This is a genomic window from Cupriavidus malaysiensis, from assembly GCF_001854325.1.
Lineage (GTDB): Bacteria > Pseudomonadota > Gammaproteobacteria > Burkholderiales > Burkholderiaceae > Cupriavidus > Cupriavidus malaysiensis.
In genome coordinates, this window is record NZ_CP017754.1 from 267,933 (window position 1) to 292,188 (window position 24,256).

The following is a 24,256-nucleotide window of genomic DNA, read 5'->3' on the forward strand; positions in this document are numbered from 1 at the left end:
AAGCGTGGTTCAGGCTTTCTGTCGTTTTCTGTTGTCGTCAGGCCGGCGGGCGGCGTGGCGCCGCCCGCGCTCTCATTGCACGAAGGCGCCGATGGTGAAGTAGGGGCCGCTGCTCTGCGCCTCGAGGAAACCGAACACGCCCCCGGTGAAGACCAGCTTGCCGAAGGGGCCGCTGCCGGCGGCGGCGTCGCGGCGCGTGGTGGTGACCACGCCCGCCACCGTCTGCGTGTAGTTGAGCGTGTAGGGAGTCGCCAGCGAGGCATTCGAGGCCTGGAACGGGTCGAGCATGGTCGCCGCGGCATCGACCAGCGCGGTGGTGCGGTAGGCGAAGTTGCTGTCGACGCCCACGTACTCGCCGTTGACCGAGCCCACCCCGATGCGCGATGCCGGTGCCATCATGCCGATGCCGATCTCGTCGTCGGCGCCGAACGGGCCGCCGCCGAGCAGGCTGCCCGACAGATTGTCGTTGGCATAGCCGACGCGGATCATGACCGGCACCAGCTGGCCGCGCAGCTTGCCCACGATCAGGTAGGCGCGCCCCTGCACGGTGCCGATCGAAGGCGACACCTCGCCGGCGTAGTTGTTCGACAGCAGGGTGCCGCTGGCCGCCTGCGCCACGAAGTTGTTGCCGCGCTGCGAGCAGGTACCGGTGGCGTTCTGGCACACGGAGAACGAGCCGTTGGAGGCGAGCGCCATCGTGTAGTCCTGGCTGACCTGCTTGAAGTTCTGCGACGGCACTTCGTGGAAGCCCAGGCCGTTGTAGTAGCCGGCCACCTTGGACAGGTCGGTCTCGGTCTGCGTGAAACCGATGAACTGGAAGTAGTTGAAGGTGGTGTCGGGCACGTTCACGGTGCCCGGCAGGCCGGTGTACTGGATGCGCGCGCCGGGAATGGTGCCGCCCGCCACGCCCATGCCGACGAACATGCGGGCCGGCTTCGAAGCGTCGAGGCTGGCGCCGTTGAGGCGGAAGGCGCACTGGTTGAGCTTGTCGGTGGGCAGTCCGGTCTCCTGGGACAGCGTGCCGGACATCACGTTGGAGCCGCTGCTGGTATCGCTGCGCGATGGCTGCACGGTGCCGGTCTTGCGCGGCACCGACGAGTCGAGGAAGGTGACCTGCCAGGTCATCCTGGCGGTGTCGAGCTGCACCTTGACCAGTTCGCCCGCGCCGCTGCCGCCGATATAGGGCGTGGAGTAGTCGATCGCGGCCGGGCACAGCCGGTCCTGCGTGGTGGCGGCGGTGCTCGTGCCGCCATTGCTGCCGCTGCTGCCGGATGCGGCGGTGCTGCCGCCACCGCCATCGCCGCCGCCGCCGCAGGCGCACAGCGCGGCGGCCGCCAGCAGGGCGGCGGCGCGTGCGGCCAGCCCGTGCCTGGCGGCACCCGGCGTGGCGATGGTGGATGCGGAACGGTGCTGCGGATTCGTGTCGCGCTGCATGGTATGGGTCTCCTCTCCTCTAGGTTCCAGGCGTTCGGTACGGAACGGGCTGTCCTGCCGTCTGCGCGGCCGCCTGGTGTGCGGCGACTCTCGCCGCCGCCTCAATGCAGCGTCAACAGAGCGCGCGTTCCAAACATCGGGTCGGCGCACGGCACGCGGCGCGAGGCTTGCCGCAGGCCGGCGCCGGAGGCACCGCGCGCCCGCTGTTCAAACGCAGCGCGCGCCGGCCCGTTGCCTCCGTTTGAATGGCCGCCGCTGCCGCGCGGCGGTCCGGTTCAGAAGCGGTACTCGCTGTTGGCCGGATCGAAGGCCGCGGCGTCGAAGGTCTTGCGCACGGCTTTCTCGAAGACGATCTTCTCGACCATCTCGCCGTTCTCGTTCCACGCGGTTTCCACGCGCGGCCAGGGATTGCGCAGGTCCAGCATCAGCTGCACCTTCTTGGCGTAGTAGGCCGGCGCGCCGGCCGGCAGGTCCCAGGTCAGCGCCACCATGCGCGTGCCCTGCTCCTGCACGATGTCCACGCGGCTGTATTTCTCGCTCAGGCCCGCGGTGCGCAGCGAGCGGGCGTCGCGCTCGAGCATGGACAGCACGAACTGGAAGCCGAGGTCGCGCACGGTATGGTTGGACTGGCCGCGCGCCAGCGAGCCGTCGAGCGCGATCCACATCGAGGCGAAGCTCATCAGCCCGCCGAGATGGCCGTACATCTCGTCCTTGCGCCTGGTCTCGTCGTAGACGATCTCCTGGCCGGCCTGCGCGCCGCCGGGCAGCCACTTCGCGTACAGCTGGCGCGGCTGGTGGCGGTAGCGGATCATCATGCGCGCGGGCTGCTCCTGCCACTGGCCGTTGAGCCGCTCCTGGCGGCTCATCCAGTATTCGTATTCCGGATAGCGGTTCATCTCGGCGCGTGCCCACAGCAGCAGGGTCCCGGGCTGCAGTGCGTGGAAGGTCGCGAGCAGCTGGGCGTCGTCGAGCTTGCGCAGCTCGCCGCTGGCGACCTGGCGCGAGAACAGGCTCGCCTGCTGGCCGGCGGGCAGGCCATCGTAGGGGGTGCCCTGCGCCGGCGCGGCAGCGGGCGCAGCGGCGGCTGTGGCGGCTGTGGCGGCGGGCGCCGGCTGGGCGAAGGCCGCGGGCGGCACGGCCAGCGGGGCGGCCATCAGGCCCAGGGCGCAGCCGATGGCGGCGGCGATGAACAACGGTCTCATCTGAAGTCTCCTGTGTCTTGGTGCGTCCTGCTTCGGCTTCGGCTTCGACTTCGGCTTCGGCTTCGGCTTCGGCTTCGGCTTCGGCTTCGGCTTCTGCGGCCACTACGGTGCAGCTTCGGGCGATGCAGGCCGCCGTCGGGCGACAGCGGGGCGACAGCGGGCGGCAAGCGCCCGTGCGCCTGGCGCGCGGCGCCAACGCAGTCGGATTGCGGTTGGGGAAGACGGGCCGGCGAGGCGGCGCGGACGCTGCCGCCGTGGCGGCCCTAGTTCCTGGAGCGCGTGCGCATCCAGTCGTCGAGCGGATTGCTCGGGAACGGCGGTGGCCGCTCGCGCGAGCTGCCGCGTACCGGCAGGCTCGTCACGGCGGCGCGCGCGGCTCCCTCGCTGCGCGTGCTGGTGCGCACGCGCCGCGCGGGCTCGGCCGCGGCCCTGGTGGACGGCTGGGATGGCGCCGACCCTTCAGGCTGCGCCGGCTGCCGCGCGCTCTCGTCGGCGTGCTGGCGCTCGCCGATCTCGAACACCGCGTGCAGCGCGCCGAGCTGCTGCTCGGCCGGCGCGGGAGCCTTCAGCGCAGCCACGACCATCGCGCTGAGCTGGGCCAGCACATGCGCGTCGCTCATGGTCTTGCCCTGCGTGAAGGCGGGCATCAGGTTGCCCAGGTCGTCGCCGGCCAGCACGCCGGCGAGCGCCTTGAGGGCGAAGTGCAGGCGCCAGCCGAGTTCCTGGCGCGGCAGCTCGGGCAGGGCCCGTGCGAAGGCGTCGAAGAAGCGGCCGAACACCGGGGCGTAGTGCCCCATCAGGTAGGACTGGATGAAGGGCGAGGTATCCGAGTAGACCCGGCCCAGCAGGCGCAGGAAGGCCGGCCCGCCGATGCCGGGCTCGCGCGCCATCTGCAGCGCGGGCACGAACAGCGCGCCCATCACGTGCTCGCAGCGGATCTGCTCGCCGGGCCAGCTGGCCTCGCAGGCGTCGAGCAGGGCCAGCCGCCGCGCGTTGAGCGGATCGAGGCGGCGGCTCAGCACCGCCTGCATCATGATGTCCTTGCTGCGGAAATGGTAGTTGACGGCGGCCAGGTTGACGATCGCGCGCGACGTGACCTGCCGTAGTGAGGTGCCTTCGTAACCGACTTCGATGAACAAGCGCTCGGTGGCATCCAGTATCCGAGCCTTGGTGTCTCCCGCCGTGCTTCTCCCGGTCTTCATGGGGGGCGTCTCTCTGCTTGTGCTGCGTGAACCCCAAGCAACAAACACTGCAACTGTCCCGCTCCATGCTCTTGTCGGCGAACGGATGCTTGAAACAGTTGTACGAAGCCTAGCGACGCAATCGAGCGTTTCACAAGCCCGAAATTCGAAGAATCCTTCTAGGCTTCGCGGTGCACCGGCGGATGCCGCCAAGGACCGCGGCACACGGCCCGGCGGCCGCTGCGGCCTCTGCGCCGGCGCGTGGCACGGCGCTCCGGGCGGCCCCGGGCATTGCTACGCGGCCAGCCGCTGCACCAGCGCATGGGCATTCTGCGCCGTCAGCGCGAACACTGACAACTGCGGATTGGCCCCGATACTGGTGGGGAATGCCGATCCGTCGAAGACCGACAGGTTGCCCAGCTGGTGATGGCTGCCGTGGCTGTCCACCACGCCCTGGCGCGGGTCGTCGCTCATGCCGCAGCCGCCCATCAGATGCGCGCTGAACAGCGCGGCGCGGAAGGCCTTCAGCGGCAGCGCGGGAATGGCCTGCCGGGCCTCGGCCCAGCTCGTGTAGTAGGGTGCGTCGAGGTGGGCCGGCCGCACGCGCGCCGCGCCGCCGGCGAACTGGGCCTCGGCCATCGACAGCCAGGCGCGGCGCACGCCGTCCCACAGGTAGTCGCTGACCTCGTAGTCGAGGATGGGGCTGCCGTCGGCCGCCACGCGCACGCGCCCGCCTGCGCTCTGCGGCACGAAGCCGTCGCGCAGCAGCGCCAGCATCGCGCTGGTGTTCGGCAGCGCCGCCATGTCGTGCCGCAGCGGTTCGCCGATCGCATTGAAGACGCCGGCGCTGATGCCGGGGAACAGCGGCGGCACCTCCAGCTTGTAGCCGGCCGGCCCGGTCGCGCCGTCCTTCCACTGGAAATGGTCGGAGGCGATCGACTGCGGTGCGCCATAAAAGGGATCGATGCGATCTGGCATCTGTGCGATGCTGAGATTCACCGGATGGATAAAGGTGCGCTGTCCCAGCCGCTCGTGCGGGTCCGGCGCGCCCGAGCGCAGCAGCAGCGCGGGCGTGTTGATGGCACCGCCGGCGGCGACGTAGTGGCGGGCCTTGACGGTGACGGTGACGCCGGTCGGCGTGACCCCGTCGGCGCCGAGCGCCGCGCCGGCCAGCCCCTGCACGCGCTTGCCGTCGTGCTGCAGCGCGCGCACGCGCACGCGGTGGACCAGGGTGGCGCCCTTGGCCAGCGCCGCCGGGATGGTCGAGACCAGCATCGACTGCTTGGCATTGACCGGGCAGCCCAGGCCGCAGTAGCCCGAATTCCAGCAGCCCTTCACATTGCGCGGAATCACGTGCCATTCCCAGCCGAGCTGCTCGCAGCCGCGGCGCAGCACGTCATTGTTGGCGTTGGGCGCCATGGCCCAGGGTGCCACGCCCAGGCGCTCCTCCATGCGCGCGAACCAGGGCGCCATGTCCTGCGCGGAGTGGCCGCTGACCGCATGCTGCTCGGCCCAGTGCGCCAGCGTCTGCGGCGGCGTGCGGAAGCTCGACGACCAATTGACCGTGGTGCTGCCGCCGACCGAGCGGCCCTGCAGGATGGCGATGGCGCCATCGGAGGTGGCGCGCCCGGCTGCCTCCTGGTACAGCTCGCGGTAGGCGCGCCCCTCGTCCATGTCGCGGAAGCTGTCCGAGGTGCGCAGCGCGCCCTCCTCCAGCAGCACCACGCGCAGGCCGGCGGCGCTGAGGGTCTCGGCGGTCACGCCGCCGCCGGCGCCGCTGCCGATGATGGCCACGTCCGCCTCGAAGTGGCGCGGGGCGGTGAAGGTGGAGGCGTCGTGCACCTGCCAGCCGGAGGCGATGCCGGCCGTGTAGAGATCGTCGATGGGCATGGCGGGATCAGGCGTGGATGGCGCGGTAGACCGCGGCGTTGGGACCGGGATAGCCGCTACCGCTCCAGGCAGCCGGCGTGACGAAGTAAGCGACGCTGGAGAGCTTGACCAGCACCACCGCGCCCGCGTTGAGCGTGGCGAAGCGGCTGGCGCGCCAGCGTGCGAGGAAATCCTGCACGCGCGCGTTGTCCGCATCCGCCCAGTCGCTGCCGACGCCGGTCAGCGCCCAGCGCAGCGCGCGGTTGTCGAGCAGGCCGAGCAGCTTGCGCAGCTCGCCCTGGGCATGGCTGCCCATGGCCGCGCAGGTGCGGTCGATATTGGACAGCGCGAGCTGCAGGCGCGCCTCGCGCGTCTTGGCGTCGAGGGCGGACAGTTCGCTGACTACGGCGCCGAGCAGCGCGCGGAACAGCGCCGTGTCGGTCTCGCGCAGGAAGGCCAGGCCGGGCGCCGCCGTCGTGCTGGACGGCGCGCAGCCCGACAGTGCCGGCAGCAGCGAGGCACAGGCCAGCGCGGCGGAAAAGCCGAAGCCGACCTTGAGGAAGCCGCGGCGCGACAGGCCGGCGGCGGTGGCTGCGAGGCCGGCGGCGCCAGGGTGGCCGGCGGCGGCCGGCCCGGCACCGCGCCGCGCGGGCGAAGGGGTTGGCATGGTTGTCTCCTGTGGCGTCATCGGCGCAGGCCGGCGGTGGCCGGCTGCACGCTTTCTTTCTGCTTCGACTGATGCGGACTGTGCGTCCTGCGGCGGCACGGCGGAACCTGCGGCGGCCCCGCATTGACGCTCGCCGGAGTTTGGATAAAGATCGGCTCCCGGTCTTGATTCCCGATGACAGGTGATTTGATGCCACGCGCCAACGCAAGGCCAGGCGGGGCGGCCTTCCCCGACAGCGGCGCTGCCGCGAGCGGCGGCACGGTGTCGGCCGCCTATCTGCGCACCGTGCTCGACTATGGCGAGGCCGAGGGCGTTTCCACCGCCGAGCAGCTCGCCGCGGCGGGCATCGACGGGCAGGCGCTGGCGCTGCCCGCTGCGCGCGTGCCCTGCGCACGCTACCTGGCCCTGCTCGACTGGCTCGAGGCCCGCACCGGCGATCCCCATGTCGGCCTGCATGCGGGCGCGCAGTTCCGCCCGCGCCACTACGCCGAGATGGGCTACGTGGTGCTGACCACGCCGACCGTGCGCGAGGCCGTCCTGCAAGGCATCCGCTATGAGGCGCTCGCCAACGACATCGGCCGCACGCGGCTGGTGGAGAGCGCCGAGGGCGGGGAAATGCGCTGGGCGCCGCTGCACGGCCCGCTGTCGCGCCACGCGCACGAACTGCACATGGCCACCTGGAGCGTTTTCGCACAATGGCTGCTGGGCGATAGCGTGCATGCACGCCTGGTGTTGTTCCCGCACGCCGCCCCGCCCGATGTGCGCGAGCACGAACGCGTGTTCGGCTGCCCGGTGGTGTTCGGCGCCGACCGGCACGCCATGCAGCTCGATGCCGCGCTGCTGGCGCGGCCCTCGCTGCAGGCCGACGCCGAGATGCAGGCGCAGATGACGCGCATCGCCGACGCCCAGCTGCGCCAGCACGCCGCCGCCGATGCCGGCAGCGACGAGATCGCGCGCATGCGCGCTTTCGTGCGCGGCGCGCTGGCCCAGGGCGAGCCCACCCTGGCGGCCGCCGCGGCCTGCCTGCGGCTGCCGGTGCGCACGTTGCAGCGCCGGCTGCAGGCGCGCGGCCTCAGCTACAGCATCCTGGTGGACGGCGAGCGCCATGCCCTGGCCGTGCAGTACCTGGCCGATCCCGCCATGCCGCTGGCGCAGCTCGCGATGCAGCTCGGCTTCTCCGAACAGAGCGCGTTCACCCACGCATTCAAACGCTGGACGCAGCAGACGCCGACGGCATGGCGCCAGCATCACGTTCTCGGCGCGCGCGACTGAAAGCGGGCCGGCACTGACACGGCAATGCGACATTGCTGCATCGCCGCAAGAAAAATTCCAAGCCAGCGTTCCGGTTTCAAACGCACGGGGCCATGCCCCGCCAGAGGCGCCTCATCACGCACGAACGGCGTTTAATGTGATGCGAACGACTCTGGAAAAGAGCGAAAAATAGAGTAATCCTTCAAATCACGGCATTGACCCGACCTGGGCGGCTACCTACGATGACATTAATCAATGTCACAATAAACAGTGTTGCAAAGCCGTTCCCGTCTCATCCGCCCTAGCGGCGGCCAGGCGACCGGGGCGGCGCGGCACGAGGAGCGCCCATGAATGCCCCCCGCGTGGACTTCCCGATCGACAGCGTGCCGGCGGCCGCCGGCAGCGAGCACATCGACATCGCCATCGTCGGCAGTGGTTTCGCCGGCCTGGCCATGGCGATCCGCCTCAAGCAGAGCGGCCAGCACGATTTCGCCATCCTCGAGAAGGCCGACGCGGTCGGCGGCACCTGGCGCGACAACCACTATCCCGGCTGCGCCTGCGATGTGCAGTCCCACCTCTACTCCTTCTCCTTCGCGCCCAACCCGGGCTGGTCGCGCATGTTCTCCACGCAGCCGGAGATCCGCGCCTACCTGGAGCACTGCGCCGACCGCTTCGGCCTGCGCCCGCACCTGCGCCTGTCGCATGAGCTGCGCCGTGCCGCCTGGGACGAGGCCGGCGCCTGCTGGCGCCTGGAGATGGCCGATGGGCGCCGCCTCAGCGCGCGCGTGCTGGTATCGGGCATGGGCGGGCTGAGCCGCCCGGCCTACCCGCGCATTCCGGGCCTGGACAGCTTCGCAGGCGAGGCCTTCCACTCGCAGCACTGGAACCACGGCTACGACTTCCGCGGCAAGCGCGTGGCCGTGATCGGCACCGGCGCCAGCGCCATCCAGTTCGTGCCGCAGGTGGCACCGCGCGCGGGCCACCTCGATCTCTACCAGCGCACGCCGCCGTGGATCATGCCCAAGCCGGACCGCCGCGTGACGGCGGCCGAGCGCTGGCTGTTCCGCCACCTGCCGTTCACGCAGAAGCTCGTGCGCACCGGCATCTACTGGGCGCTGGAATCTCGCGTGCTCGGCTTCGTGGTGCATCCCGGGCTGATGAAGCTGGTCGAGCGCGTGGCCCGGCGCCATATCCAGCGCCAGGTGCCCGATGCCGCGCTGCGCGCCAGGCTCACGCCCGACTACACCATCGGCTGCAAGCGCGTGCTGATCTCCAACGACTACTACCCGGCGCTGACGCGCGCCAACGTCGACGTGGTGAGCACCGGCATCGCACGCGTCGAGCCCGACGCCATCGTGCTGGCCGACGGCACGCGCCGCGAGACCGACTGCATCATCTTCGGCACGGGCTTCCACGCCACCGACCCGATCCCGCGCGGCGTCATCCTCGGCCGCGACGGCGTCGACATCCTCGATGCCTGGCGCGACGGCGCGCAGGCCTATCTCGGTACCACGGTGGCGGGCTTCCCCAATTTCTTCATGGTGGTGGGCCCCAATACCGGACTGGGGCACAGCTCGATGGTGTTCATGATCGAGTCGCAGGTCGCCTACATCCTCGATGCCCTGCAGCGCATGCGGGCGGGCCACGTGCACGCTGTCGACGTGCGTGCCGAGGTGCAGCGCGACTTCAACGACGGCCTGCAGGCGCGGCTCGGCCACGCGGTGTGGTCGGCCGGCGGCTGCGCCAGCTGGTACCTCGATCCCAGGACCGGGCGCAACACCACGCTGTGGCCAGGCTTCACCTGGCAGTTCCGCCGCGCCACCGCCACCTTCCGCCTGGCCGACTACCACACCCTGCCGCAGCGGCGCAGCGCCGTGCGCCCGGGCGAGGAGCGGCATGCGGGCGCGGCGCAGGTGCAGGGCGCCTGAGGCCGCCCGGGGGGAGGAGCGCCGCTTTCGCAGCCCGCCACGCGTCACCACATCGCCACCCATCGCCACACATTGCCACACATCGCACTCGCCGCGGCCGCGCCATGCGCAGCCGTGCCGGGGGCACGAACCCGATCCGGACCCGATCCAGACCCAACACTGACAAGAACCAGGAGACCCGTCATGAAGGACTTCCGCAACAAGGTCGCCGCCATCACCGGCGCCGGCTCGGGCATCGGCCGCGCGCTGGCGCTGGCGCTGGCGCGCGAGGGCTGCCACCTGGCCCTGTCGGACCGCAACGAGAGCGGGCTGGCCCAGACCGTCGGCGAGGTGGCGCGCGCGGCGCCCGGGCTGCCGGTCAGCCAGCACTGCGTCGACGTGGCCGACCGCGCCGCCGTCTATGCCTGGGCCGAAGAGACGGTGCGTGTGCACGGCCGTGCCAACCTGATCTTCAACAACGCCGGCGTGGCGCTGTCGAGCACCATCGAGGGCATGGACTACGACGACCTGGAATGGATCATGGGCATCAACTTCTGGGGCGTGGTCCACGGCACCAAGGCCTTCCTGCCCTACCTGAAGGCCAGCGGCGAAGGGCACGTGGTCAACACCTCCAGCATCTTCGGCATCTTCGCCCAGCCCGGCATGGGGGCCTACAACGCCAGCAAGTACGCGGTGCGCGGCTTTACCGAAGCGCTGCGCCAGGAGCTGGACCTGATGCACTGCGGCGTGTCGGCCACCACCGTGCACCCCGGCGGCATCAAGACCAATATCGCACAGGCCAGCCGGGTCTCGTCCAACCTGAACGGCTTCCTGGTGCGCGACGCGCAGCAGGGACGCGAGCAGTTCGAGAAGTTCTTCATCACCTCGCCCGACACGGCCGCGCGCGTGATCCTGCAAGGCGTGCGGCATAACCGCCGGCGCGTGCTGATCGGGCCCGATGCCTATGCCGCCGACGCGATGGCCCGCCTGCTGCCGGCCGCCTATCAGGCGCTGGTGGTGCGCGAGACGCGCCGCACGCGCCAGGTCGGCGACGCATCGGCGCCGGGCACGGCCGCGGCGGCGCAGCGCGGAGAGCGCGCATGAGCCGCGCCGCCCTCGCCCGCCCGGCCGCGCCGTCCGACGCGCTGGCGGCGCCGCCCGGAGCGCTGGCGCGCTGGTTCGGCCAGGGCCGTGTCGGCCTGTTCAGCCTCGCGCGCGAGACGCTGGCCCGCCGCTACGCCCTGCCCGCCTCGCGCTGGCTGCCGGTCATGGACACGCTGGTGCACTACACCGAAGAAGGCCCGGCCGACGGCGAGCCGCTGGTGCTGATCCACGGCTTCGGCGCCTCGCTGCACACCTGGGAAGGGGTGATGCCGGCGCTCACCGCACGCTACCGCGTGCTGCGCCTCGACCTGCCGCCCTTCGGCCTGACCGGCCCGCTGCGCGACACGCGCGGGCGCATCGTGACCATGGACGTCGATCGCTACCGCGCCTTCATCGACGCCTTCTTCGCCGCGCTCAAGCTGCCGCGCGCCAGCGTGATCGGCAACTCGCTGGGCGGCCTGATCGCCTGGGACCTGGCCGCGCGCCATCCGCACCGGGTCGACAAGCTGGTGCTGATCGACGCCGCCGGCTTCCCGATGAAGCTGCCGATCTACATCGGCCTGTTCAACCACGCGCCGGTGCGCTGGTCGGCGCCGTGGGTGCTGCCCGAGTGCATCATCCGCGCCGCCACGCGCGACGTGTACGGCAACGCGCGGCGCGTGCCGGAGGCCACCTTCCGGCGCTACGTCGATTTCTTCTACGCGGAAGGCGCGCGCGAAGCGATCGGCCGCATGGTGCCCCGGCTCGACTTCGACGCCCTCGACACCGCGCGGTTGGCGCGCATCGGCTCACCCACCCTGGTGCTGTGGGGCGAGCGCGACCGCTGGATACCGCCCGCGCACGCGCAAGCCTTCGCCGCGCAGATACCCGATGCCACCCTGGTGCGCTATGCCGGGCTCGGGCACATCCCGATGGAGGAGGACCCGCGGCGCGTCGGCGCCGACCTGCTGGCCTTCCTCGCGGGCAAGACCGCGGCCGCCCGCCGGGCGGCCCCCGCAGCAGACGCCACGCCGGCCACGGCGGGCGCAACCGAAACGACAGGAGAACCCTCATGATGCCAATCCGCCGCGACGTGCATCCCCACCTGCCGCCCGAGCGCATCGGCGACTGGCACCGGCTGGGCCCGCACGTGACCCACTTCGTCAACGCGCTGTCGATCTTCTTCCCGGCAGGCGAGCGCTTCTTCATGGACAGCGTGCGCAACTACCGCGACCAGGTCGACGACCCCGAGCTCAAGCGCGCCATCGCCGGATTCATCGGCCAGGAAGCGATGCACACGCGCGAGCACATGCTCTACAACAAGCTGATGGACGACGCCGGCCTGCCCGCCTCGCGCCTGGACGGCATGGTGTGGAAGCTGCTCGACCTGCTGCGCAAGATCCTGCCGAAGTCCTGGCAGCTCGCGCATACCATCGCGCTCGAACACTACACCGCCATGCTGGCCGGCGGCCTGCTCGCCGACGAACGGCACCTGGGCGGCTCCGAGCCCGGCTACCGGCAGGTGTGGACCTGGCACGCACTCGAAGAGACTGAGCACAAGGCGGTGGCCTACGACGTCTGGAACGCGGTGATCAAGCCCGGTCCCTACCGCTATTTCCTGCGCACCTTCACCATGCTGACCACCACCGTCACCTTCTGGGCCATGGTGTTCGTCTTCCACGTGCGGCTGGTGATGGCGGACAAGCAGTGCAAGCACAAGCTGCTCGGCTTCGGCCGCGTGATGCACTTCCTGTGGGGCTCGCCCGGCGTGCTGCGCAAGATGATTCCCGAATGGTTCGATTACTTCCGGCCGGGCTTCCATCCGTGGGACGACGACAACCGTGCCCAACTGGCGCGCATCGACCCGCTGATCGCCGAGATCGAGGCCAATGCGATCCGCCATGGGGCTTCCACCAGGGCGCCTTCGGTGAGGGCGGCATGACGGTGTGGCAATGCAGGATCTGCGGCTTCGTCTACGACGAAGCCGCGGGGATGCCTGAGCACGGCATCGTGGCTGGGACGCCTTGGCAGGCGGTGCCGGAATCCTGGAGTTGTCCTGAGTGTGGGGTCAGGAAGGGGGATTTTGAGATGGTGGAGATGTAGGAGTGCCGTTGCCGTTGGTGTGGTGCGGTGTCGTGTTGGCTTGGGCGGTGTCGGTGTGCGGGTCAACGGCCTGTTTCGACTCCCCCTGCGGGGGAGCCGACTCACTTTCTTTGTCTCGCCAAAGAAAGTAAGCAAAGAAAGGCGACCCGGGTGCGGCGACCCCCCCTCGCGAATTAGCCCCGGCCGCCGCGCCCGTCCGAACTCGCGGCCTGCGGCCGCTCAGACAGCGGACGGGCTTCATCGGCGGCCGGGGCCCATTCGCGAGGCGCCGCACACGGGAGGGAAAGGCCAAACCATCGGTATGCGATTGGGCTCGCTTTTGCGAGATGACTTGGTCTGCTGAGTCTTTGTGTTCGGCCAGCGAGCTGGCCGAACACCGCCCACCCGAAGCGAAGCGAGGCGTGGCATCTTTTCCCTGCCGTGTGCGGCGCCTCGCGTGCTGAGGCAAAGAGCGGAAAAGAGGGCCCCCTGTCTGAGGATCGCCTTAAGGCGATCCGAGTTGGGGCCCGGCCGCTCTTTGCCTCAGCACGCGAGGGGGTGTTGAGCCGCACCCGGCGCGCCTTCTTTGCCTACTTTCTTGGGCAAGACCAAGAAAGTAGGTCGGCTCCCCGCAGGGGAGTCGAAACAGGCCGTTGCCTCGCACACCGATATCGCTCAAATCCAAGCGCCAAGGCATCCATTCACTGGCGAAGAAACAAGCCGTTGCTCCGCAGATCACGATCGCCAACACCAAGGCGCGAGGTTTCAGTGCATCGGAACGCGCAGCCGCCCGCCTACGCCGCAGGCGTACCACCACCACCGCTCGAACCGCCACCCTCCCCATCCCCATCATGCAAATGCTCAATAATCGCCGCCACCCGATCCCCCAGGTACTTATTGGCCGACTGCTCCAGCGCCCGCATCATCTCCGCCTCCACCGCTGCCATCGCCAGCGGCCGGATGCGCCATAGGATGTCGACCAGCCGCGGCACATCCTGCGGCGGCGGCAGCTTGCCTTCGCCGAAGCGGTCGAGTTCGCCTACCACCATGGCGACGAGGCGGTCCGATACCGCTTCGAAGTGGCTGCGTGCGTGTTCGATGATGCCCAGCACTTCTTCCAGCGGGAAGCCCGCGCGCGCGATCTCGGCGCCGGCCTGCAGCACGCGCGGGCTGCGCGCGAGGTAGCCGAGGCCGTCGGGTTCGAGCAGGCCGAGGGCGATGGCCTTGGCCTGCGCCGGGCGCGAGACCGAGCGGCCGAACAGCCGCGCCAGCGCCAGGGGCGAGTAGTGCCGTGGCGTTTCGTTGGACCAGGGACTGGCGATGGCCGATTCGAGGCCGAGGATGGAGCGCAGGTCGTGGCCTTCGACGATGGCCTTGAGCAGCTCCATGATGTTGGCCAGCGTGTAGCCGCGTGCCAGCAGATGGTTGATCAGCTTGAGCCGGCCCAGGTGGGCCTGGGTGTAGATGCCGACGCGGCCGCGCCGTTCGGGCGGGTCGATCAGGCCGCGGTCCTGGTAGGAACGCACATTGCGCACGGTGGTGCCGGCGGCGCGCGCCAGTTCGTCGATGGTGTACTCGGCTGCCGGCGGGCCGCCGGCCTTGCCGTCTTGCGCGGCGGCCGGGCTGGCGGGCGGTTGCGGGGAGCTGCGCTTGAAGAGGGCCATGTGGAAAATTCTACCGCGAGCGCCGTGGCGGCGCCGCTACAATGGACCGGCCCGTTCTCCCATGCCAGCCCACAACCCGCGCCGCGGCGCGGGGCGCGTCTCATGCACATCCATTGGCTCGAAGACTTCGTCTGCCTCGCCCAGGCCGGCAGCCTCGCGCGCGCCGCCGAGCTGCGCAACGTCACGCCGCCGGCCTTCGGCCGCCGCATCCAGGCGCTGGAGGTGTGGGCGGGCGCGCCGTTGATCGACCGCGGCGCCTTCCCGGTGCGGCTCACCGCCGAGGGGCGGCAGTTCCTCGAAGCGGCGCAGGAGGCCCTGGCCACGCTGGAGCAGGCGCGCGTGGCGCTGCGCGCCAGCCACCATGCCGATGCCGCCACGCTGACCATCGCCACCGGCAAGACGCTGGCGCGTTCGCTGGTGCCGGGCTGGCTGGCGGGCTTGCGCCAGGTCCTGCGCCAGGACCCGGAGGCGGCCGGGTTCCGCACGCGGCTGTCGACGTTCCCGATGCATGACGCGCTGGCCATGTTCGTCGAGGGCGATGCCGACTTCCTGCTGTGCTACAGCCCGCCCGACCTGCCCGTGACGCTGGACGATGCGCGCTACCGCTTCCACGCGGTCGGCGTCGAGCGGCTGGTGTGCGTGAGCGCGGCGGATGCCGGCGGCGGGCCCTTGTTCCGGCTGCAGGCGCGCGGCAAGGGCGCGGCGGTGCCGATGATCGCCTATGCCGAGACGTTGACGCTGGGCCGCATCGTCAACCAGGAGATCGCGCGGCGCAAGCTGGCGCCGCGCCTGGAGGTGATCGCCGTCAGCGATTTCGCCGAATCGGTGCACGAGATGGTGCGCCAGCGCATGGGCCTGGCCTGGCTGCCCGCCCGCCTGATCGCCGACGACCTGCACGCGGGCCGGCTGGTGCGCGCGGGTGCCGAGGCCGGCGGCGAGGCCGACCTGGCGCTCGACATCCGCCTCTACCGTCCGCGCGCGCCGATGCGCCCGCTTGCCGAGGCTTTCTGGCGCGCCGCCTCGGCCGCCTGAGCCGCGCATCACACCTTCGCGCGGGCCATTGCCGGATCGGCAAGGCGGCTTGCCAAAGCGGCATGGCCGGCTGCCCCGTGCTCACTAAGATCGGCGCTGAGCCAATTCCAAGAGCCGAGGAGCATCCCACATGAGCCGACTGCTGCGCGCCACCGGCGCCGCCACCCTGACCGTCCTTGCCATTGCCGCCAGCGCCAGCGCCCAGGCCGGCACCTGGCCGTCCAAGCCGATCAACCTGGTGGTGGGCTACACCGCCGGCGGCAGCGTCGACCTGGTCGCGCGCACCATCGCGCCAGAGCTGGGCAAGCGCCTCGGCCAGAGCGTGGTGATCGAGAACCTGGGCGGCGCCGGCGGCACCATCGGCGCGGCCCGCGTGATCAAGGCCGAGCCCGACGGCTATACCCTGCTGATGGGCTCGGGCAGCGAGGTGTCGATCGCCCGCCTGACCAATCCCGCGGTGCGCTACGACGGCGAGAAGGACCTCGCGCCGATCACCTTCGTCGGCACGCAGCCGATGGTGCTGGTGGGCAAGAACGGGCTGCCGGCCAGGAATGCCGACGAGCTGATCGCGCTGGCCAGGTCCCAGTCCGGCAAGCTGTCCTATGCCTCCTCCGGCGTGGGCACGCCGCTGAACCTGGCCGGCGAACTGATCAAGCAGCAGGGCAAGGTCAACATCACGCACGTGCCGTACAAGGGCGCCTCGGCCATGGCGACCGACCTGCTCGGCGGCCAGATCGACCTGGCGGTGATGGTGCTGTCCTCGGCGCTGCCGCATATCCAGGCGGGGCGCGTCCACGCCTACGGCGTGACCGAGGCCAAGCGCTCGACGGCCGCGCCCAACGTGCCGGCACTGGCCGAGAGCCAGGCGCTCAAGGGCGTGAACATGGGCGTCTGGTTCGGCCTGATGGCGCCGGCCGGCACGCCGCGTCCGGTGATCGACCGGCTCAACGGCGAGATGCAGGCCGTGCTGGCCCTGCCCGAGGTGAAGAAGAAGCTGGCCGAAGCCGGCGTCGAAGTGGCGCCGCGCGCGCCCGCCCAGTTCGCCGCCTTCGTCAAGAGCGAGACGGCGCGCTACCGCACCATCGTGCAGGCAGCGGGGATCCACGAGTAAGGTAAGTGGCGGGTGGTTTCGTCCAGTGCCATGAGCATCGCACTGCGCCGGTGTGCTCCCCTCTCCCGCCTGCGGGAGAGGGGCCGGGGGTGAGGGCCGGCGCTGGCCGGCCGCAGTGGTTTGGATCACACTGTCGGCTTCGCCCTAGTGCTCGCGTGCTGGACAACGCTGTCGGCTTCGTCCTGAGGCTCGCGTGCTGGACCACACCGGCGGCTTCGTCATGCGTGGCGCCTTGCTAGACCACCCCTCTCCCCCACCCTCTCCCCATGCGGGGAGAGGGAGCCAAGACCTTGTGCTTGGCGCGCGGTGTTGGTGCATCGCGCCGGCTTCGTCCAGCGTGATGGGATCCCCGCCCGCGATGGAATGCGCTATAGCTCGCTATAACCCGCTACAACCCGCTATAACCCTCTACACACCGCAGCAATCCGCATCCAGGCCGCCAGCGAGCGGCCGGCAACCCCTCCCGGCACTTCCGAACCCGATTCCTACCATGAGCCAAGACCAGGTCCGTCCCGCCTTCGATGCCTATCCCGTCGAGGTCGAGTTCCCCGATATCCAGCCCTATGCCGCGGGCAACACCGGCATCCCTTTCGTCTATACCTTCGACAGCGGCGTGGCCGGCCCGCATGTAATGGTCAACGCGCTCACGCACGGCAATGAAGTGTGCGGCGCCATCGCCGTCAAGGGCCTGCTCGATGCCGGCCTGCGCCCGCGCCGCGGCCGCCTGACGCTGTCATTCGCCAACGTCGAGGCCTACGGCCGATTCGATCCGGCCAGGCCGGATGCCTCGCGCTTCGTCGACCAGGACTTCAACCGCGTCTGGAGCGCGGCCATCCTCGATGACGCCGGCCGCGACTCGTCCGAGCTGCGCCGCGCGCGCGCCATGCGCCCGGTGGTCGACACGGCCGACCTGCTGCTGGACCTGCATTCGATGCACGAGAAGAGCCGCCCGCTGATCGTCTCGGGGCCGCTCGACAAGGGTGTGGCGCTGGCGCGCGCGCTGGGCACGCCGGCCGATGTCATCGTCGACGAGGGCCATCCCGAGGGCCGGCGCATGCGTGACTATGCCGATTTCGGCGATGCCGCCAGCGCGCGCAACGCCCTGCTGATCGAGTGCGGCCAGCACTGGGAAACGGCGGCGGTGGAGGTGGCGCGCGACAGCACGGCGCGCTTCCTGCTGCTGGCCGGCGTGGTCGACGAGGCCGACCTGCCGGCCGGCTGGCTGCGCCCGCTGCCGGCCGCGCAGCGCGTGGTGCGCGTGACCGAGCCGGTGGTTGCCACCAGCATGGATTTCCGTTTCGCCGGTCCCTACACCGGCCTGGAGACCTTCGCCGAGGCCGGGACCGTGATCGGCTGGAGCAACGGCGAACCGGTGCGCACGCCCTACCCCAACTGCGTGCTGGTGATGCCTTCGCTGCGCCAGCTGCGTCCCGGCGTGACCGTGGTGCGGCTGGGCCGGCTGGAGGCCTGAGCGGCCATGCCCGGCAGCCGCCGGGCATCGGGCCGCCGCGGAATCAGGACGGCTGCGCGGCCGCGGCCGAGGCGCCGGCCGGGTTCTGCTGCACGCGCGGCGAGTCGGGAAACAGCTGGCCGACCAGGTCGTCGATCTTGGACCCCGGCGGCACCAGGTTGCTGAGGTTGGTGCCGCCCGCGCTGCGATTGGCGTTGTAGATGGCCTTGCCCGCCCGCAGGCCGTCGCGGTAGATCGTGATGTCGGCCGAGTCGAGGAAGTTGGTCCAGTAGTTCTGGCCGCTGGCCAGGTAGACCGCCGTCATCTGGCAGGATTCCAGCGGTGCGCCAGGCGACAGCATGCGCACGTCGAAGCCGCGCGCCTTCAGCGCGTCGCGGAACTCGGGCAGGTAGGCATTGCGGGCCGACGAGCCGCTGATGACGCAGATCAGGGTATTGTCGGCGGCCGGCTGCTGCATCGCCGCGATGGGATCGATGCGTGCCAGGCCTTCCACCGGGGTGACGGCCTGGTAGGTCGAGCAGCCGGCGAGGATCAGGCCGAGGCCGGCGGCAAGCAGTGCTTTTTGCATGGGATGTCCTGGGGTCGGTCGGCGGGCGTCCAGCCGGGCCCGGCCCCCTGCCGGGACGCCGCACGGTCGCCTCCAGCCTGCACTGTATGTCCGCGCCGGCGGCGCCAATGGGCGGAACAGAGGGCAAAAGCCGACGCAATCGCCAGGGTGGCCGCGGCATGTCCACTGCAAGCAGAGCCCGGCCCGCGCCCGGCCGTCAGTTGGCCCCGCCGCGCACCAGGCAATCGACCAGCAGCGGCGCCGCGTCCACCAGGCCGGCGCCATTGCACTCCACCGCCACCTTCTGTCCGCGCCGCACCATCGAGGCGCGCTGCTCCACCACGCAGGAGCGGGTGCCGGGGCCGCAGATCTGCCGCTCGCGCAGGCGCGCGCGCACCACCTGGTTGGGATCGCTGCTGCGGATCTCCAGGTAGACGGCGTCGTTCTCGTCGCGCCGCACGCCGCTGGCGACTCCCTCGACGATGAAGTAGCTGCCGCGGTAGCGGTCGTCGGCCGCGCCGCCATTGTCGCGGTAGTCGTTCAGGATGGTGTCGGCCTGGTACTCCGGCAAGCGGTCGGCGGGCCGCGCCGGGTCGATGCTGACCGGATCCAGCACGCCGTTGCGCGGCACGCCGCGCGGCTGGCTGGCCGGGGTCTGCTCGCTCGCCGCTTCGTCATTGAGCGGGTCGGTGGTGCCCTGGTCCTTGCCGTTGCCGGCAAACCACAACATGGCCAGCACCGCCGCGCCGACGGCGAGAATGAGGCGCTGCTGCGTACGATTCAACATCTGCGATTCCTGTCTCGTCTCGATTCCCGGCGTGCTTCATGCGGCGCGCCTTCTCCTTGTCTTCACGCGGCCGCTGCCGGCCGCCGTGCCACTGCCCGGGTCTCCCGCCTGCCCTGTTCCACCCGGTGCCGCCTGCAGGTCGCCGGCATGGCGCCGGCATGGCGCCGGCCGGTGCCGCGGCGGGTCAGCCCCGATACTAAAGCGCGCTGGCTTCAAATTCCTTTCGATGCGCGCCGGCTTGGCCACCGCCGGCATGTTCCGTGGCCGCAAGTGCTGCACGGGACGTACCTCGCGGACGCCGGAACGATGGCAAGTGTACAGAACGGCATAAGACAGGGGCCGGATGGCCTGCGCCGGCATGCTGCCGGCGGCCGCCGGCGGTCTGAAGCGCCGGCAACGGCGAAGAGAGGCGGAAAGCGGAGAGCCGGAACAAGCGGAAAAAAAGGGCTGCGTCGCCGCAGCCCCCGGTATGCGTCGGCGGGTGCGGCCGAGGCCGCACCGCCCGTCTCAGCGCGCCTGTGCCGGCACGCCGCCGCGGTTGGCCTTGATCACCGTCAGCGCCGCCATATTGACGATGCGGCGCACCGTGGCGCTGTTGGTCAGGATGTTGACCGGCGCGTTGGCGCCCAGCAGGAAGGGGCCGACGGCGACATTGTTGCCGGCGGCGGTCTTCAGCAGGTTGTAGGCGATGTTGCCGGCGTCCACGTTGGGGCAGACCAGCAGGTTGGCCGCGCCCTTGAGCGAGGACATCGGCAGCACGCGCGCGCGCAGCGCCTCGTCGAGCGCGCAGTCGCCGTGCATCTCGCCGTCCACTTCCAGCTCCGGCGCCTGCGCCCGGATCAGCTCCAGCGCCTGCTGCATCTTCGAGCCGGAAGCCGAGCTGCCCGAACCGAAGTTGGAGCGCGACAGCAGCGCCGCCTTGGGCGCCAGGTTCATGCGCGCCATCTCCTGCGCGGCGGCGACCGTGAACTCGGCGATCTGCTCCGCGTTCGGGTCGTCGTTGACGTGGGTGTCGACCAGCGCCAGCGTGCGGTCGTCCAGCAGCAGGATGTTCATTGCCGCGTAGGTGCGCGCGCCCGGCTGGTGGCCGATGACCTGGTCGATGAAGCGCAGGTGGTCGTGGTAGGCGCCCACGGTGCCGCAGATCATGCCGTCGGCGTCGCCCAGGTGCACCATCATCGCGCCGATCAGCGTCAGCCGGCGGCGCATTTCCACGCGCGCCATCTCCTTGGTCACGCCCTTGCGGCACATCAGTTCCCAGTAGGTGGTCCAGTACTGGTGGAAGCGCTCGTCGTACTCGGGGTTGGTGACTTCCACGTCCTGGCCCAGGCGCAGGCGCAGGCCGTACTTCTCGATGCGCGACAGCAGCACCTCGGGGCGGCCCACCAGGATGGGGCGCGCCAGCTTTTCGTCCACCAGCACCTGCACCGCGCGCAGCACGCGCTCGTCCTCGCCTTCGGTGAAGACGATGCGGGCGCGGCCGCCCTCGCGCACGATCTGCTTGGCGGCGGCGAACAGCGGCTTCATGAAGGCGCCGGAACGGTAGACGAACTGCTGCAGCTGCTCGGTGTAGGCGTCCAGGTCGGCGATCGGGCGCGTGGCCACGCCGCTCTCCATGGCCGCCTTGGCTACCGCCGGCGCGATGCGCACGATCAGGCGCGGATCGAACGGCTTCGGGATCAGGTACTCGGGGCCGAAGGCCACGCCGTAGCCGCCGTAGGCCGCGGCCACCACCTCGTTCTGCTCTTCCTCGGCCAGCGCGGCGATGGCGTACACCGCGGCGTGTTCCATCTCCGGCGTGATGCTGGTCGCGCCCACGTCGAGCGCGCCGCGGAAGATGTAGGGGAAGCACAGCACGTTGTTGACCTGGTTGGGGAAGTCCGAACGCCCCGTGGCCACCACCGCGTCGTCGCGCACCGCGTGCACCTCGGCGGGCAGGATCTCGGGATTCGGGTTGGCCAGCGCCAGGATCAGCGGGCGCGCCGCCATCTTCACCACCATGTCCTGCTTGAGCACGCCGCCGGCCGACAGGCCGAGGAAGACGTCGGCGCCTTCGATCACTTCGGACAGCCGGCGTGCCTCGGTCTTCTGCGCGTAGCGGGCCTTGTGCGGGTCCATCAGCTCGGTGCGGCCCTCGTAGACCACGCCGGCCAGGTCGGTCACCCAGATGTTCTCGCGCGGCAGGCCCAGGTCCACCATCAGGTCCAGGCAGGCCAGCGCCGCCGCGCCCGCGCCCGAGGTGACCACCTTGATCTCGCGGATGTCCTTGCCCACCACCTTCAGGCCGTTGATGAAGGCGGCCGAGACGGTGATGGCGGTGCCGTGCTGGTCATCGTGGAAGACGGGGATCTTCATGCGCTCGCGCAGCTTCTGCTCGACGTAGAAGCACTCGGGCGCCTTGATGTCTTCCAGGTTGATGCCGCCGAAGGTGGCTTCCAGGCCGGCGATGATGTCGACCAGCTTGTCCGGGTCGGTCTCGTTGATCTCGATGTCGAAGACGTCGATGCCGGCGAATTTCTTGAACAGCACCGCCTTGCCTTCCATCACCGGCTTGGAGGCCAGCGCGCCGATATTGCCCAGGCCCAGCACCGCGGTGCCGTTGCTGATCACGCCCACCAGGTTGCCGCGCCCGGTGTAGCGGAAGGCGTTCATCGGATCGGCGACGATTTCCTCGCAGGGTGCGGCCACGCCAGGCGAATAGGCCAGGGCCAGGTCGGTCTGGGTCACCAGCGGCTTGCTGGCGACCACCGTGGTTTTGCCCGGCACGGGGTACTGGTGATAGTCGAGCGCGGCCTGGCGGAAAGTGGTCTGGCGATCCGTATCGGACATGGTCTGGTCTCCTGTCGGGGGGGGGGGCGCCGGGGTGGCGGCGCGGGTCGGTCCCGCCGGCGCGGCGCAGGCGGAAAAGTGGTGCAGCCGGCTTTTCTTGGGATTTTCCGTGGGGTCGGCTGCACGGATTGCCATCATTCTAGGCAGCAGGCATAAGAACAACATTTTGATTTGCTATGCTTCCATCATCTTTACCTGATGGCTGGGTGGCGGGCGATGGAAGCTTGGGAGCATTTCGATGCGGATGAGGTGGGCAGGCGCCTGGGCGGGCGCCTCAAGATGCGCCATCTCAAGCTGCTGCTGGCCATCGAGCGGCACGGCTCGCTGACGCGCGCGGCCGAGGCCATGGCCAGCAGCCAGCCGGCGGTGACCAATGCCCTGGCCGAGCTGGAGTCCATGTTCGGCGCGCCGCTGTTCGCGCGTGGCGCGCGCGGCATGTCGCCCACCGAGCTGGGCCGCGTGGTGCTGGACCGGGCCCGCGCCATGACGCAGGACCTGGACCACCTGGTGCGCGACATGCAGGCGGTGGTGGCCGGCCATGCCGCCCACCTGCACATCGGCGTGATTCCCTTCGTCTCCGGGCAGATGCTGTCGGCCGCCATCCGCCGCACCCGCCCCGAGGGCGGGCGCCGCCTCACCGTGACCCTGCACGAAGGCACCAGCGACCAGCTGCTGCCCATGCTGCGCGACCACGTGCTCGACATCGTGGTGGCGCGCGCGTCCTCGGCGGTGCCGCGCGACGAGGCCAGTTTCGAAGTGCTGTACCACCAGCAGCCGCGCCTGATCGCCAACCGGCGGCTGGCGGCGCGGCTGGCGCGCACGGCGCTGGACTGGGGCAGGCTGGCCGAGCTGGACTGGATCCTGGGCGCGCCCAATACCCCCATGCGCGAGCAGGTCGCCGACCTGTTCCTCGGCGCCGGCGTGGCGCCGCCCACGCCCATCGTCGAGAGCTACTCGTCCAAGCTGATCGCCGAGATGATCGCCGCCAGCGAGACGGCGGTGACCATCGTGCCGGCCGATATCGCCGAGGAACTGGTGCGCATCGCCGGCGTCGCCATCGTGCCCTACTCCTTCGGCTGGACCCTGCCGCCGGTGGCCATGTTCGTGCGCGCCGACCGGCCCGGGCGCCCGGTCGACCTGCTGTTCGCCGAGTCGCTGCGGCAGGTGTGCCGCGAGGGGCCGCTGCGCGTGGCGGCGCCGCCACTGACGCCGACGCCGGCGGGCGGCCCGCTATGAGCGCGGCCAGCGCGCGGGCGCCCGTGCCGCCCTGCCGCGCCCGTCAGTACACCCAGGGAATCAGGCGCCAGGTGCGCGCCCGGTAGACGGCGTATTCGTCGCCGAAGTGCGTGCCCAGCAGGGCTTCCTCCGCATGCATGCGCGCCACCAGCGGCGGCACCATCAGCAGCGCCAGCGCCACGCCGGCCAGCGAGCGGAACACCAGCGCCCAGCCCAGCGCATTGACCAGCAGGCCGAGATAGCTGGGATTGCGGATGGTGCCGTAGAGGCCCTCGGTCACCAGCGTGTGGCCGGGCTGGATCGCCACCAGCCCGCTGAAGCGCCGGCCCAGCACGAACACCGGCCACAAGCGCAGCACACCGCCGGCGACGAACAGCGCCAGGCCGAGCCAGCGCACGCCGTCGCCGCCGAAGACCCAGCGCTCGTGGTGGTCGCACCAGGCAGGCAGCCAGGCGGACAGCAGGCCGAGCACGCCGAACACCGGCAGCACCCAGCGGTTGGCGCGGTCCTCGCGCTCGCCCGCGCTGACATTGCCCTCGCTGAACAGCGCGGTGACGGCGAGCGCCAGCAGGAAGGCCGCCGCGCCCACCACCGCGGGATGCGACAGGAAGGCCGCGAGTCCGCCGGCGCCCAGCACGGCCAGGCCGAGATAGGCCAGCGTGCCGGCCGCGTTGAACAGGGCGAGCCTGGGGGTGGTGTGCAGGGCGAGATGCATGGTCGTCAGCGCGAAACCGGCAGGATCCAGGCGCTGCGGCGCCGCCGGCCGCGCGCATCGGCCTGAGGCACCTGAAGCACCTGAAGCACCTGAAGCACCTGAAGCACCTGAAGCACCTGAAGCACCGGCCGCACCCTTCATCGTAGTACGCGCGCCCACCCGCGGCGAGGGCCGGGCGCGACCGCCGC

20 protein-coding genes are annotated in these 24,256 nt (G+C 70.5%); 10 read left to right on the top strand and 10 right to left on the bottom strand.

Annotated elements, in window-relative coordinates; translation table 11 throughout:
- Nucleotides 1-72: 72 nt before the first annotated feature.
- The 5 genes from BKK80_RS01140 to BKK80_RS01160 form a co-directional block, all read right to left on the bottom strand.
- A complete protein-coding gene (locus tag BKK80_RS01140) occupies nt 73-1,434 on the bottom strand; it encodes a DUF2957 domain-containing protein (protein ID WP_071068451.1) in 1,362 nt (453 codons plus the stop codon).
- A 275-nt stretch (nt 1,435-1,709) separates the two neighbouring features.
- Complete coding sequence (locus BKK80_RS01145) at nt 1,710-2,636, bottom strand: DUF1571 domain-containing protein (protein ID WP_071068452.1); 927 nt, start codon at nt 2,634-2,636, stop codon at nt 1,710-1,712.
- A 263-nt stretch (nt 2,637-2,899) separates the two neighbouring features.
- Nucleotides 2,900-3,838 carry a TetR/AcrR family transcriptional regulator gene (locus tag BKK80_RS01150; protein ID WP_071068453.1) on the bottom strand — a complete coding sequence of 313 codons (939 nt, stop codon included), beginning with the start codon at nt 3,836-3,838 and terminating at the stop codon, nt 2,900-2,902.
- 273 nt (nt 3,839-4,111) lie between these two features.
- Nucleotides 4,112-5,707, bottom strand: coding sequence for a GMC family oxidoreductase (locus BKK80_RS01155; RefSeq protein ID WP_071010499.1), 1,596 nt, complete (start codon nt 5,705-5,707; stop codon nt 4,112-4,114).
- Between the two features lie 7 nt (nt 5,708-5,714).
- On the bottom strand, nt 5,715-6,353 hold the full coding sequence (locus tag BKK80_RS01160; RefSeq protein WP_236903705.1) for a hypothetical protein: 639 nt from the start codon (nt 6,351-6,353) through the stop codon (nt 5,715-5,717).
- Nucleotides 6,354-6,542: 189 nt separating this feature from the next.
- On the opposite strand from BKK80_RS01160, the gene BKK80_RS01165 reads away from it, so the two are divergent.
- The 6 genes from BKK80_RS01165 (at nt 6,543) to BKK80_RS01190 (ending at nt 12,697) form a co-directional block, all read left to right on the top strand.
- Nucleotides 6,543-7,625, top strand: coding sequence for an AraC family transcriptional regulator (locus BKK80_RS01165; protein WP_071070593.1), 1,083 nt, complete (start codon nt 6,543-6,545; stop codon nt 7,623-7,625).
- 326 nt (nt 7,626-7,951) lie between these two features.
- Complete coding sequence (locus BKK80_RS01170; protein ID WP_071037710.1) at nt 7,952-9,532, top strand: flavin-containing monooxygenase; 1,581 nt, start codon at nt 7,952-7,954, stop codon at nt 9,530-9,532.
- Between the two features lie 183 nt (nt 9,533-9,715).
- On the top strand, nt 9,716-10,615 hold the full coding sequence (locus tag BKK80_RS01175) for an SDR family NAD(P)-dependent oxidoreductase (protein ID WP_071068454.1): 900 nt from the start codon (nt 9,716-9,718) through the stop codon (nt 10,613-10,615).
- Entirely contained in the window at nt 10,612-11,670 is a 1,059-nt protein-coding gene (locus BKK80_RS01180) for an alpha/beta fold hydrolase (protein WP_071068455.1), read from the top strand. The genes BKK80_RS01175 and BKK80_RS01180 overlap by 4 nt, the downstream gene beginning before the upstream one ends.
- On the top strand, nt 11,667-12,536 hold the full coding sequence (locus tag BKK80_RS01185; protein WP_071037707.1) for a metal-dependent hydrolase: 870 nt from the start codon (nt 11,667-11,669) through the stop codon (nt 12,534-12,536). The genes BKK80_RS01180 and BKK80_RS01185 overlap by 4 nt, the downstream gene beginning before the upstream one ends.
- Nucleotides 12,533-12,697, top strand: a complete 165-nt coding sequence (locus tag BKK80_RS01190; protein WP_071068456.1) for a rubredoxin — start codon at nt 12,533-12,535, stop codon at nt 12,695-12,697. The genes BKK80_RS01185 and BKK80_RS01190 overlap by 4 nt, the downstream gene beginning before the upstream one ends.
- 773 nt (nt 12,698-13,470) lie before the next feature.
- On the opposite strand, the gene BKK80_RS01195 is transcribed toward BKK80_RS01190, so the two are convergent.
- Nucleotides 13,471-14,340, bottom strand: coding sequence for a MerR family transcriptional regulator (locus BKK80_RS01195; protein ID WP_071068457.1), 870 nt, complete (start codon nt 14,338-14,340; stop codon nt 13,471-13,473).
- A gap of 102 nt (nt 14,341-14,442) precedes the next feature.
- Here BKK80_RS01195 and BKK80_RS01200 point away from each other — a divergent pair, with 102 nt between their 5' ends.
- The 3 genes from BKK80_RS01200 to BKK80_RS01210 all read left to right on the top strand — a co-directional run bounded on the left by BKK80_RS01200 (nt 14,443) and on the right by BKK80_RS01210 (nt 17,954).
- A complete protein-coding gene (locus BKK80_RS01200) occupies nt 14,443-15,372 on the top strand; it encodes a LysR family transcriptional regulator (protein ID WP_071068458.1) in 930 nt (309 codons plus the stop codon).
- A 130-nt stretch (nt 15,373-15,502) separates the two neighbouring features.
- Complete coding sequence (locus BKK80_RS01205) at nt 15,503-16,483, top strand: Bug family tripartite tricarboxylate transporter substrate binding protein (protein ID WP_071068459.1); 981 nt, start codon at nt 15,503-15,505, stop codon at nt 16,481-16,483.
- 490 nt (nt 16,484-16,973) lie between these two features.
- On the top strand, nt 16,974-17,954 hold the full coding sequence (locus BKK80_RS01210) for a M14 family metallopeptidase (protein ID WP_071010508.1): 981 nt from the start codon (nt 16,974-16,976) through the stop codon (nt 17,952-17,954).
- Nucleotides 17,955-17,997: 43 nt separating this feature from the next.
- Here BKK80_RS01210 and BKK80_RS01215 read toward each other — a convergent pair whose 3' ends face one another.
- The 3 genes from BKK80_RS01215 to BKK80_RS01225 form a co-directional block, all read right to left on the bottom strand.
- On the bottom strand, nt 17,998-18,522 hold the full coding sequence (locus BKK80_RS01215; RefSeq protein ID WP_071037704.1) for an Sbal_3080 family lipoprotein: 525 nt from the start codon (nt 18,520-18,522) through the stop codon (nt 17,998-18,000).
- 196 nt (nt 18,523-18,718) lie between these two features.
- A complete protein-coding gene (locus tag BKK80_RS01220; protein WP_071010510.1) occupies nt 18,719-19,288 on the bottom strand; it encodes an OB-fold putative lipoprotein in 570 nt (189 codons plus the stop codon).
- Nucleotides 19,289-19,795: 507 nt separating this feature from the next.
- Entirely contained in the window at nt 19,796-22,117 is a 2,322-nt protein-coding gene (locus BKK80_RS01225; protein ID WP_071010511.1) for an NADP-dependent malic enzyme, read from the bottom strand.
- A 216-nt stretch (nt 22,118-22,333) separates the two neighbouring features.
- Here BKK80_RS01225 and BKK80_RS01235 point away from each other — a divergent pair, with 216 nt between their 5' ends.
- Nucleotides 22,334-23,353, top strand: a complete 1,020-nt coding sequence (locus tag BKK80_RS01235; RefSeq protein WP_071068461.1) for a LysR substrate-binding domain-containing protein — start codon at nt 22,334-22,336, stop codon at nt 23,351-23,353.
- 43 nt (nt 23,354-23,396) lie between these two features.
- Here BKK80_RS01235 and BKK80_RS01240 read toward each other — a convergent pair whose 3' ends face one another.
- Nucleotides 23,397-24,056, bottom strand: a complete 660-nt coding sequence (locus BKK80_RS01240) for a methyltransferase family protein (protein WP_197523958.1) — start codon at nt 24,054-24,056, stop codon at nt 23,397-23,399.
- Between the last annotated feature and the right edge of the window lie 200 nt (nt 24,057-24,256).